Here is a 12,639-nt window from a genome sequence, read left to right on the forward strand (position 1 = left end):
TAGATATTGAAACGGTTCCAGAAGTAGAGAATTTCACAGACTTATCTGAAACTAAACAAGAATTATTTACGCTAAAAACTCAATATCAACGAAAAGATGAATTTACACCTGAGGAGTTTTATGATAGAGCGGGAATTTGGGCTGAATTTGGAAAAATTGTATGTATTTCTGTAGGTTATTTTACTAATTTTAATTCAACCGAAAGAGCATTTAGAGTTACTTCTTTTTATGGAGAGGAGATACAAATTTTGGAAGATTTTAAAAGCCTATTAAATAGTCATTTTAATAAAACACAACACCTTTTATGTGGACATAATGGTAAAGAATTTGATTTTCCTTACATAGCTCGTAGAATGATAATTCATCAAATTGATTTACCTGAAAAATTAAATTTATTTGGTAAAAAACCTTGGGAAATACCACATTTAGATACCATGGAATTATGGAAATTTGGAGATTATAAACATTTCACATCTTTAAAATTACTAACTTCAATATTGGGAATTCCTTCTCCAAAAGATGATATTAATGGAAGTGAAGTGGCTGCTGTATTCTATAAAGAAAAAAACATTGAGCGTATTGTAAAATATTGTGAAAAAGATACTATTGCTGTGGCTCAGCTATTGTTGCGTTTTAACAATGAGCCACTTATAAAAGACATAAACATAATAAGTGTTTAGTTTTCTAATTTAGCTTCAAGTTCAAACCAGCGCTCTTCTTTTTGAAGAATTTGAATATTAATTTCTTGAAGTTTTATGGAGAATTGGTTAATTTCATCACCAGAAAGACTTCCATCTAAAAATTTAGCTTCTATTTCACTTTTTTGATTGTTTAAAGCTTCTATTTCACTTTCAATAGCACTATATTCTTTTTTTTCTTTAAAAGTGAGTGTGGTTTTTTTAGTGTTATTTTCTCTAGTATTTATTTTAGGAGTATTTACACTTTCTTTTGTTGGTTTTGAATCTTCGTAAATTCTATAGTCTGAATAATTTCCTGGGAAATCTTCAATAACAGCATTCCCTCTAAAAATAAATAAATGATCTACAATTTTATCCATAAAATAACGATCATGAGAAACTACCAACAAACAACCAGGAAAATCTAATAAGAAATTTTCTAGTACGTTTAGGGTTATAATATCTAAATCGTTTGTAGGTTCATCTAAAATTAAAAAATTTGGATTTTGGATTAAAACAGTACATAAATAGAGTCGTTTTCGTTCTCCTCCACTTAGTTTTTCAATAAAATCATATTGTCTTTTTCTACTGAATAAAAACCGCTCTAATAATTGTGCAGCTGAAATTTTTCGCCCTTTTGTTAGTGGAATATATTCACCGTATTCTTTAATAATTTCAATTACTTTTTGGCCTGGTTTAGGGTTAATACCGTCTTGAGTATAGTATCCAAATTTTATGGTTTCACCTACAACAACTTTACCAGCATCAACAGGTAACTTTTGAGTAATAATATTTAGAAATGAAGACTTTCCAGTACCGTTTTTACCAATAATTCCAATACGCTCACCGCGTTTAAAAATGTACTCAAATTTATTTAAAATTTGTAAATCTCCAAACGATTTTGAGATATGATGCAATTCTAAAATTTTAGAGCCCATTCGCTCCATATTTATTTCTAATTGAACTAGGTGGTTCTCTCTTCTTTTATGAGCTTCTTCCTTAATTCTATAAAAGTCATCAATTCTAGATTTAGACTTTGTTGTTCTAGCTTTTGGTTGCCTCCGCATCCAGTCTAACTCTTTGGTAAATAAATTTTTAGCTTTATCAACACTAGCTTGTTCCGCTACAATACGTTCTTCTTTTTTTTGTAAATAGTAGGAATAATTACCTTTGTAGGTATAAAAACCGCCATTATCTAATTCAACAATTTCATTGCAAACACGTTCTAAAAAATATCGATCGTGCGTGACCATAAATAAGGTAATTTTTTCTTTTTTAAAGTAATTTTCAAGCCACTCAATCATTTCTAAATCTAAATGATTGGTTGGTTCATCTAAAATTAATAAATCGGGTTTATGAATTAAAATTACCGCAAGAGCTAATCTTTTTCTTTGTCCCCCAGAAAGAGAACTTACTTTTTGAGATAAATCTTCTAATTTTAATTTGAATAAAATTTGCTTGTATTGAGTTTCAAAATCCCAAGCATTTGCTTGTTCCATTTTTTCAAAAGCATGCTGATATGCTTTTTCATCGGTAGGGTTTTTTAAAGCATCTTCGTATGCTGAAATTATTTTTAAGGTGTCATTATCTGAATTAAAAATAGTTTCCTCAACAGTTAAGTTATCATCTAACACATCATTTTGTGCTAAATATTCAATTTTCAAACCCTTTCTAGAAACTACTTGTCCGCTATCAGAACTATCAATACCTGCAATAATATTTAAGATGGTAGTTTTTCCAGTTCCATTTTTAGCTATAAAAGCAATTTTTTGACCTTCATTTATTCCGAAGGAAATGTCACTAAAAAGTTCAACTTCACCATAAGATTTTGATATATTTTCAACTGATACGTAATTCATTCATTGTAAATTTTGACAAAACTACATAAAAAACCCCGAGAATTTGTTCTCAGGGTTTTATTTAAAAATCTTTTTATACTATTCTTTAATAAACTTTTTGGTCGTTATTTTTATACCATCATTTATATTAATTATATACAATCCAGCTTTCAAATCACCAATATTAATGGTGTTATTTAAGCTTCCAGATTTAACAGTTTGTCCTAATATATTAGCAATAATATAAATTGCATCAGTATTGTTAGACATTTTAACCGTTAGATAATTTCCTTTAACAGGATTTGGGTATATAGTGATAATATTAGAAGTTATATAAGCTATATCATTATTACGAGCAGTACCTCCTATAATAACAGTGTAATCTTCAACTTCACCATAGGTAAATGTTTCACAAGCAGTAGGAATACCATTGTATTTCATAGAAACACGCATTCTTGTGACTCCAGCTAACGCTGTAGTTGGGATAGTAAATGTACCACTAACAGGTGTAGTTTTTGAGGCTGCTTTAGACCAAACTTGCTCACCAGCATCAACAAAATCACCATCTTGGTTATAATCAATCCAAACACTATAACCTTCGTTATATACAGTTCCAGTCCAAGTAGGGGTAATTGTAATAGATGTAGTTCCACTAATACTAGTTGAAATAGCTGTAAAATCACTATATCCATTACCGTTTCCAGAAGAATTGTTTATGGTTCCAATTTGAACTTTACCAATATATTCATCAGTAACAATATTTCCTTTGGAAGAACAGTAAGTTAAAGATTGTACTGAAGTTGTTATGGTAGCAGTATTACTATCAACAGAACTATTTCCAGCAGCATCTTTTGCCTTAACAGTAAAGTTATAAGTTGTACCAGCATTTAAACCAGTTACTTGATAACTTGTGCTGGTAACAGAAGTTAAAAGAGATCCATTTTTGAATACATCATATCCTGTTACTGCAATATTATCAGTTGCACCAGACCAAGATAAATTAACAGTTGTTGCCGTAGCTCCATTTGCAGTTAATATTGGTGCTGTAGGAGCTTGGTTGTCTGGAATAGGATCAGCTAATACAATAGTGTAATCTTCAACTTCACCATAGCTAAATGTTTCACAAGCAGTAGGAATACCATTGTATTTCATGGAAATACGCATTCTTGTAGCTCCAGCTAATGCTGTAGTTGGAATAGTGAAAGTACCGCTTACAGGTGTTGTTTGAGAAGCTGCTTTAGACCAAACTTGTTCGCCAGCATCGGTAAAGTTTCCATTTTGATTGTAATCGATCCAAACACTATAACCTTCACTATAAACAGTTCCAGTCCATGTTGGTGTAATGGTAATGGTAGTATTAGCTCCTTTATTCAAATTAGTTGAAATAGAAGTGAAATCGCTATATCCATTACCGTTTCCAGAAGAATTGTTTATGGTTCCGATTTGAACTTTACCAATATATTCATCAGTAATAGTTGTTCCTTTAGAATTACAATAAGTTAAAGATTGTGTTGTAGTTGTTATGGTAGCAGTATTGCTATCAACAGAACTATTTCCAGCGGCATCCTTTGCCTTAACAGTAAAGTTATAAGTTGTACTAGCAGCTAAACCAGTTGCTTGATAACTTGTACTGGTAACAGAAGCTAAAAGAGCCCCATTTTTGAATACATCATATCCAGTTACTGCTACATTATCAGTTGCACCAGACCAAGCTAAATCAACGGTACTAGTTGTTATAGTACTAGATGTAAGCGTTGGTGCAGTAGGAACAGTTGTATCTATAGATGTAGTAGTGACTGTTGTTGTATTGCTATTAACAGAATTATTTCCAGCAGCATCTTTAGCTCTAACAGTAAAGTTATATGTAGTTCCAGAAGTTAAACCTATTACCTGATAAGTCAAACCAGTAGTAGAAATTAAGAAAATTCCATCTTTAAATACATCATATCCTGTTATTGCTACATTATCAGTTGCACCAGACCAAGCTAAATCAACGGTACTAGTTGTTATATTACTGGATGTAAGTGTTGGTGCAGTAGGCGCTTGTGTATCAGGAGGTGTTACAGTTGTAATTGTAGCAGTGTTACTATCAACAGAACTATTTCCAGCAGCATCTTTAGCTCTAACCGTAAAGTTATAGGTTGTACTATCGGTTAATCCGGTTGCCTGATAACTTATACTAGTAACTGAAGTTAAAAGAGTTCCATCTTTAAATACATCATATCCTGTTATTGCTACATTATCAGTTGCACCAGACCAAGCTAAATCAACAGTATTAGTTGTTATATTACTGGATGTAAGTGTTGGTGCAGTAGGCGCTTGTGTATCTGGAGGCGTTAAAGTAATAATTGTAGCAGTATTGCTATCAACAGAACTATTTCCAGCAGCATCTTTAGCTCTAACCGTAAAGTTATAGGTTGTGCTATCGGTTAATCCGGTTGCCTGATAACTTATACTAGTAACTGAAGTTAAAAGAGTTCCATTTTTATAAATATCATATCCAGTTACCGCAACATTGTCAGTTGCACCAGACCAAGCCAAATCAACCGTAGTAGTTGTTATATTACTAGAAGTAAGCGTTGGAGCAGTAGGCACTTGCGTGTCAGGAGTTGAACCTATTAAAACTATTGAATAATCTTCAACCTCACCATATGAAAATGTTTCACAAGCTGTTGGAACACCATTATATTTCATTGAAACTCTCATGGTTGTAGTTCCAGAAATTGCCGAAGTAGGTACTGTAAAAGTTCCACTTACAGGTGTAGTTTTTGAAGTGGCTTTAGACCAAACTTGTTCCCCGGCATCGGTAAAACTTCCATTTTTATTATAATCAATCCAAACACTATAACCTTCACTATAAACAGTTCCAGTCCATGTTGGTGTAATAGTAATAGTAGTAGAGTTTCCTATAGTTAGATTAGTTGAAATAGATGTATGATCGCTATATCCATTTCCTGAACCAGAAGTGTTGTCAATAGTTCCTATCTGAACTCTACCAATATATTCATCAGTTACTGTATTTCCTTTTGAATTACAATAGGTTAAAACTTGATTTAGTGTAGAAAAATTAACCGAACTACTAAAAGCAGAGCTTGCACTAGTACATACACTTTGAACTTGAGCTTCATATTGAGTTGAAGTATTTAACCCAGTTAAATTTACACTTGTTGAGCCTGTACTAATGGCTGTCCAAGAACTTGTACCTGTTGCTCTATATTGTACATTATAAGTAGCACCTGAAACGATATTCCAAGTTAAAGTTGCACTTGAAGCACTTATATTGGAAGATGTTAATCCAGTTGGAACAGTTACATTACAAACAACTTCACCTGCAATAGTAAAATCGGCATTAGATACATCATAAAAAATATTATCAGCAGCTTCAACTTTAATTCTGTTTTGAGTACCAATATTATTTGGTACTGTAATTTGAGCAGATCCATTGTTTGCTACTGCATTAGCAAGAGTAATTGGATATGTATTTCCACCATCTGTAGATAATAAAATATTTACAGTTTGGCTATTTACGGCTGAACCATTGGTTCCAGCAACATCCCAAGTAACTGTTTGTAATTGATTTACATTCCAAGTTACGGATGTATTTGGATAAGAAATAACAAATGGACCTGCAGTACCATTTACAGTTACCACCATATCATCACTATTATTTGCACCACCACCAGCTACGTTATCTCTTACGGTTAATCTAAATTTTAATGTTCTAGCTACAGAAGGAACAGCTTCCCATTGAGTAGCTGTATTTCCTGCTAAAACAGTTGCTATTTGTGGAAAAGAACGTGTTTTAGAAGTACTCGGTAAAAAGGATCTAAATGCAATACCTGTAGTTGCTGTTGTACTAGGATAAGTTGTTGCGGCATTATTTTCATCCATTTCTTCCCAGCAAAAGGATAATATATCGCCATCAGCATCTGTTCCATCTCCAGTTAATTCAAATGGAGTACTTTTTGGAATGGTAAAATCTGCACCAGCCAATGCTGTTGGTACACTATTACCTGTTGCTGTATTTGTTTGACAACTAGTTGTTTTCACATAATTAGTGACTTGTTGGATGGACATTGCATGAAAATAATCATCACTATGAGCTTGTACATCTGTAGCTCCGGTAATACCGGCATAACCCATAATTGTGGATCCACTTCCTGGTTCCATCTGTGCATTTGCTCCTTCATTTCCATTAAAAGTCCAAGTATGGTTTGCTCCAAATTGATGTCCCATTTCGTGAGCTACATAATCTATATCAAAATTATCGCCTTGAGGGTTTGAATGTGAGGTATAACCACTTCCTTTTTGGTTATCTACGCAAACACAACCAATACAACCCGCATTACCATTGTTAGTTCCTTTATGTACTAAATGTCCTATATCATAATTAGTTTCACCAATAACACTTGATAGCGTAGATTGTAATTGACTATTTAAACTTGTAGTATATGGGTCAGTATTTGCATTCGTATAAATTATTGCATCTTCATTTGCAATTAATTGCATAGTAACTCCAAAATCAATTTCAAAAACACCATTTACTCTAGTCATAGTTGCATTCATCGCAGCTAAAGCATTTGCTTTTGTTCCTCCAAAATATTGAGTATAATCCCCAGATGCAGATAAAGCTAATCTAAAAATTCGTAGTGTACTGTCATCTGCGTTAGGACGAGCAACTGTGGTGCTTTTTGCTTGAATTTTCGAAGAAATATCATCTTTTACTAAACATTCAAATGAATTTAATGATGCATTTGATTGCTTACTATAAATCATGTATTGTTTTAAATCTTTGGTATAAGGTTCAATAAAAACAGCATTTTTACCTGCTGAAATAGTCATAGTTTTTAATCCTAATTGAGAAACGCTAAATCGAATTGTTGCAGTTGGATCATCGATTCCTTTTCCCGCATAAGATCTAATATTTAGATATTTAGCTTGTAAATCGGGATGCATAATTGAGGCTTCAAAAACGCTAAAACGGTCAAAAGTTCCATTTGCATTTGGAAATTTAATAACAGTTGAAGATTTTTGAGCGTAACTTCCTCTTTTTGGAGAGTTAGTTAAGGCATTTTTTAGAATAGAGATATCTAAGTTAAAAACTTGAAAATCATTCGATATTTGAGATCGATTTTTTAAAAGATTTGATTTATTAGTTGTTGATGATTTTTTCCAAGGGTTAACGCTTTGAGAAAAGCTAAATGAAAATGAAAGAATACATGTTAAAACGAGTAGTTTTTTAATCATATAATATTGATTTTTGAGTTAGTAATTTTTATTAAAATCACAATGTAATAAATATTACTTCATTTTACTAAAGATATTAATCTTTATAGAGCGTTCATGTTTATTATATGGAAAACACATACTTTTGTATGGAAAAACCCTAAAACCAAGTTTTGTTAGATCAAAAAAATTAATGTTAAGAAAGTAGTATTACCAAATATTTCGTTAAAAAAAAGAGTTTAAATTATTCAAAAAACACTTTTTTTGAATTCTAAACCTTTCCAACTTTGATTTTTTTAAGGTTTATAAATTGTATATTGCACATTTGAATGAAAAGTGGAAAATGGCATACTTTAGTTTTAATTGGAATTATAATAATTTCAACTTTTTCACATGCTCAAACTATAAATACTAAGGAAGAAAGTAAGCTAAAATTTCAAGAATATTTTTTTGAAGCTTTAAAGCAAAAAGCAATAAATAATTATAGTAAAGCTATTGAAAATTTAGAAAAATGTTACGAAATAGATTCAATAAATTTAGGTGTAGAATTTGAGTTTTCTAAAAATTTTTTATTGCAAAAAAACTATTTTGAAGCTGAACTATTTATTAATAAAGCATTAGCAAAAGAACCAAATAACAATTATTTATTGGTACATAAAGTTAAGATTTTAAAAGAGCAGCAAAAATTTAAAGAAGCAATTAAAATTCAGCAGAAAATAGTTAAAATAAATCCAAAATATTCAGATAAGCTGGCGTTATTATACATTCAAAACAAAGAGTATAAAAAAGCAGCACAATTAATTATTGAAATTGAAAAAAACGCCTTATTAACCAAAAGAATTAAAGGGTTTAAAAAATACCTTGAAAGCAGGAAAGTACTTGTTAAAAAAATAAAAATTCTTACAACTATTAAAAATGAAACTATTCAAGTATTAAAAGAAAAATATAAAGTAAGTAAAGAGTATAAAACACTACAAGAAATTTTAAATAAAGAAGAAAAGGCTACACTTTTTGAAGTATTATATATGGATAGCAAAAACGGATTAGAATTATTTCCGGCTCAACCTTTTTTGTATAAAATGAATGGATTGGCATTAAATAAATTAGGAAAATATACTGAAGCGATAGACGTTTTAACTCTTGGCATTGATTTTGTAATTGATAATATTGAAATGGAAGCTAATTTTTACGAACAGCTTTCTAAAAGTTATAAGGGTTTAGAAAAATATAATGAAGCTTTAAAATATAAACAGAAAGCTGAAAACTTAAGAAGAGGAAATTAAATGAAACATTTTTCAAAAATATTAATACTAATTCTACTGGTGGTTACTTCGTGTAAAACCAATAAAAATATTACTGATACTAGTCGTATAGCAACTATTTCTACAAAAAAAATAATTAATAATCATTACAATAATAATTTTCATCAGCAAACGGTATATGCAAAGTTAAACGCAAAATATAGAGGTAAAAGAATGTCTGCATCTGTAAGTATAAAATTGCGTTTAGAAAAAGATAAAACTATTTGGATGAGTGCTACAAAGCTTGGAATTCCACTCGCAAAAATTAAAATCACCCCAAATAGAGTATTGTATTATGAAAAATTAAAAAGAACGTATTTTGACGGAGATTTTTCATTATTAAGTAAATGGTTAGGAATTGAATTAGATTATGAAAAGGTTCAAAATATATTGTTAGGTCAAGCAGTTTTAAATTTAAAAAAAGGTAGGTATAATTCAATTATTAGTGAAAATTCATATCAATTATCACCAAAAAAAAATAATGAGTTATTTGGTATATTATTTTTTATGAACCCAGATAATTTTAAGTTAGACAAACAAGAAATTCGATATCTTAAAAAACAACAATTATTATCGGTTTCCTATCCAAAATATAACGATATTAGAGGAGAACAATTCCCTAAAAATATTAATATTAGAGCAATAGATAACAAAAATTTAACCACCATAAATATTGAATATCGTTCGGTTGAATTTAATAAAAAATTAACATTTCCGTTTTCAATACCAAAAGGTTATAAAGAAATTAGTTTAAAATAATGCAGTTTAAATTTAAGTATTTTCTCATATTATTAGCACTAATAATTAGTGCCAACGTTTCGGCTCAAAAAACCAAACGTCAAGTTTTGGAGGCGAGACGAATTCAAAATCAAAAAGATCAAATTTATATCAATGCATTACTTTCTAATACCAAAAGAAAAGAGAAGAATTTATTAAACGATTTAAAAGACTTAAAGGATAAAATTGATTCACGCGAGAATGTAATTTCAGCAATAACGAACGAAACGAATGAATTAGGTAACGAAATTTATTTAAATCAGCTTGAAATAAACCAGAATAAACGAGATTTAGAAGCGCTAAAAAAAGAGTATGCCAATATGATTTTTCAATCGTATAAAAGTAAATCTCAAAATAGTAGAATCATGTTTTTGCTTTCTTCAGAAAATTTTTATCAAGGATACAAGCGGTTTCAATATATGAAACAATATACTTCTTTCAGAAAAAAACAAGGAGAAGAAGTTATTAAGAAAACTAAAAAATTACAAATTCTAACAGATACTTTACGGTTAAAGAAAAAGCTAAAACAATCCTTGTTATCTAGAAAAAGAGCAGCGCAGTTAATTGTTGAAAAAGAAAAAAAGGATCAAGAAAATTTACTTTCTAAGGTAAAGAAAAAGGAAAGTAAATACAAAAAACAGATTCGGAAATTTCAAAAGGAAGAAACGCGAATAGATGCTTTAATTGATAGAGTAATTAGAGATGCTATTGTGGCTTCAAACAGAAAAGCAAACAGAAAAGCAGCTACTTCTAAAAAAGAGGTAACTTTTACATTAACTGCGGAAGCAAAAGAACTGGCTTCAAAATTCACATCAAATAAAGGGAAATTACCTTGGCCAGTAGAAAAAGGATATGTTTCTACTTATTATGGTAAACAACCGCATCCAATTGTTAAAACGGCTACTATTCAAAGTAACGGTGTTAGAATTACAACTAATAAAGGTAGTAAAGCACGTGCTGTTTTTGAGGGGACTGTATTAGCAATTCAGGTATTGTCAGGTAATAAAAAAGCTGTTTTAATACAACATGGTGATTACATTACTGTATATAAAAATTTGGAAGGTGTTCAAGTAAATAGAGGTGATAAAGTAATTACAAAACAGATTTTAGGTACAATTTTTACGGATAAAATTACCAATAAAACAATATTAGGATTTGTGTTGTCTAAAAATACAAAAACTGAAAATCCAACAAATTGGATTTATAAAATGTAATTTAATTTAGAAATAATGCTTTTAATTCTGTAGCATCTTTAGGGTTCAATTTTCCTGAAAGGATTAAACTTAACTGTTTTCTTCTCAAAGCACCTTCATAACGTTCTTTTTCTAAATCAGTTTCAGGTTTAATTTTTGGAATTTCTATAGGAGTTCCGGTATTATCCACGGCAACAAATGTATAAATACCTTCATTTACTTTACTACGTTCTTGAGACTCTCTGTCTTCACTCCAAACATCTACATAAATCTCCATGGAAGATTTAAAGGCACGTGTTACTTTCGCTTCAATAGTTATAACGCTACCAACAGGAACTGCTTTATTAAAAGCTACGTGATTTACAGATGCAGTAACTACAATTCTTCGAGAATGCCGACGTGCAGCAATACTACAAGCCCTATCCATTCTTGCCAATAATTCACCACCAAATAAATTACCTAATGGATTGGTTTCTCCGGGTAAAACCATATCTGTTAATATGGTTAAAGATTCTTTAGGTGTTTTTGTCATACCAAGTAAATTTAGCGCAAAGATATAGCTATTTTATTAAAAATAAAGTCCTAAAAAAATATTGATTTTAGTATTCTTTCACTAACAACCAAGCATCTTGCGAGTCGGTTTTTTTAATACTATTTAAGGTGTTAATTGCTTCGTTTCTTGAGTTAAAACTTTGGTAAGCAACCTGGGTTAAATTCCATTTATTAACACCTAAAATTTTAGCATTAAAACCTTTTTGAAGTAATTGTTGTAGTTTTTTCTCTGCATTTTCTGGTTCTCTAAAAGCACCAGCAATGATGTGATAATTATGTGTTTCTTTAGCTACGTTTAAAGTAATTGTAGGTAATGGGTTACTAATTACAAAAGTAGCTTCTTGAATTGTTTTTTCAACTTTTTGTTGTTGCTGTTCGGCTTTAGCAACTAAATTGTTGTATTCTATTTTTTGATATTCTTTCCAACCAACTGTTCCTAAAGCAAAAATAATTGCTGCTGCTGCTGCATATTTAATAAAAGCAGGTGCTTTTCGATTGTTTTCTTCTAAAGGAAAAATAGGAGCAACTGTTTCTAATTGAGTTACTTTTTCTTTATAAGCAATACGTTTTACAGCAGGTGAAACATACGAACTTAATCCAAAAGAAGAAGTTAAGTAGTTCATAGTATTAGTTGGTTCAAAAATTAGTTTTTGCTCATTATTTAAATGAATTGAACCAATATTTTCTAATTCTAATTCTTCAGTTATTAAAGAACGATTCCATTTAGACACTTCTTCATGAATAAATTCAATGGCTTTTTGGTATGAAATTTTTTGGGAAGTTGCTACATAGTTTGCTAATAAACCGTCGTTATTTTGCAAATGAGAATTGAAAGTTAACTGTTTTGAAGGTGCGTAAAAAGTATGTGTAAAGTGGTTAACTTTTGCCGAAATTTTATTGGTTACAAAACCTCCAAAATCAGGTACAATCACACATTCATATCGGTATAATAAATTACTTATGTAGTTTGCTAGTGTCATTAAAACAAATATAGAAAAAACTGCTCTTAAAATTAAGCGTTCTCGTAATTTTTATTAACAATAATTTTATATATTGACAATCAAATTGTTAAAAA

8 protein-coding genes are annotated in these 12,639 nt (G+C 30.3%); 4 read left to right on the forward strand and 4 right to left on the reverse strand.

From position 1 onward, the window contains the following. On the forward strand, window positions 1-680 hold a 680-nt coding region (locus QM495_RS12180; protein WP_408672387.1), incomplete at its 5' end, for a 3'-5' exonuclease. On the opposite strand, the gene QM495_RS12185 is transcribed toward QM495_RS12180, so the two are convergent. Both QM495_RS12185 and QM495_RS12190 read right to left on the reverse strand, forming a co-directional pair. Further along, window positions 677-2,536 (reverse strand): ABC-F family ATP-binding cassette domain-containing protein, encoded by a 1,860-nt coding sequence (locus QM495_RS12185; protein WP_408672388.1) that lies wholly within the window; start codon window positions 2,534-2,536, stop codon window positions 677-679. The genes QM495_RS12180 and QM495_RS12185 overlap by 4 nt on opposite strands. A 78-nt stretch (window positions 2,537-2,614) precedes the next feature. Continuing rightward, entirely contained in the window at window positions 2,615-7,762 is a 5,148-nt protein-coding gene (locus tag QM495_RS12190; protein ID WP_408672389.1) for a GEVED domain-containing protein, read from the reverse strand. Window positions 7,763-8,070: 308 nt separating this feature from the next. Between QM495_RS12190 and QM495_RS12195 the strand changes: the two genes are divergently transcribed. The 3 genes from QM495_RS12195 to QM495_RS12205 are packed head-to-tail and all read left to right on the forward strand — an operon-like array spanning window position 8,071 to window position 11,033. Then, window positions 8,071-9,024: a tetratricopeptide repeat protein gene (locus QM495_RS12195; protein ID WP_408672390.1), complete on the forward strand. Its 954-nt coding sequence runs from the start codon at window positions 8,071-8,073 to the stop codon at window positions 9,022-9,024. Beyond that, window positions 9,025-9,801: a DUF4292 domain-containing protein gene (locus QM495_RS12200; protein WP_408672391.1), complete on the forward strand. Its 777-nt coding sequence runs from the start codon at window positions 9,025-9,027 to the stop codon at window positions 9,799-9,801. Continuing rightward, complete coding sequence (locus QM495_RS12205; RefSeq protein ID WP_408672392.1) at window positions 9,801-11,033, forward strand: murein hydrolase activator EnvC family protein; 1,233 nt, start codon at window positions 9,801-9,803, stop codon at window positions 11,031-11,033. Before QM495_RS12200 ends, QM495_RS12205 begins: the two co-directional genes overlap by 1 nt. Window position 11,034: 1 nt before the next feature. Here QM495_RS12205 and QM495_RS12210 read toward each other — a convergent pair whose 3' ends face one another. Together QM495_RS12210 and QM495_RS12215 are read right to left on the reverse strand one after the other, a co-directional pair. Beyond that, window positions 11,035-11,544: an acyl-CoA thioesterase gene (locus QM495_RS12210; protein WP_408672393.1), complete on the reverse strand. Its 510-nt coding sequence runs from the start codon at window positions 11,542-11,544 to the stop codon at window positions 11,035-11,037. Window positions 11,545-11,611: 67 nt separating this feature from the next. Then, the gene (locus QM495_RS12215) at window positions 11,612-12,544 is read right to left on the reverse strand and encodes an SPOR domain-containing protein (RefSeq protein ID WP_408672394.1); all 933 of its coding nucleotides are present in this window, start codon (window positions 12,542-12,544) and stop codon (window positions 11,612-11,614) included. Window positions 12,545-12,639: the final 95 nt, after the last annotated feature.

The sequence above is a fragment of the Lutibacter sp. genome (genome assembly GCF_046055765.1).
Classification (GTDB): domain Bacteria; phylum Bacteroidota; class Bacteroidia; order Flavobacteriales; family Flavobacteriaceae; genus Lutibacter.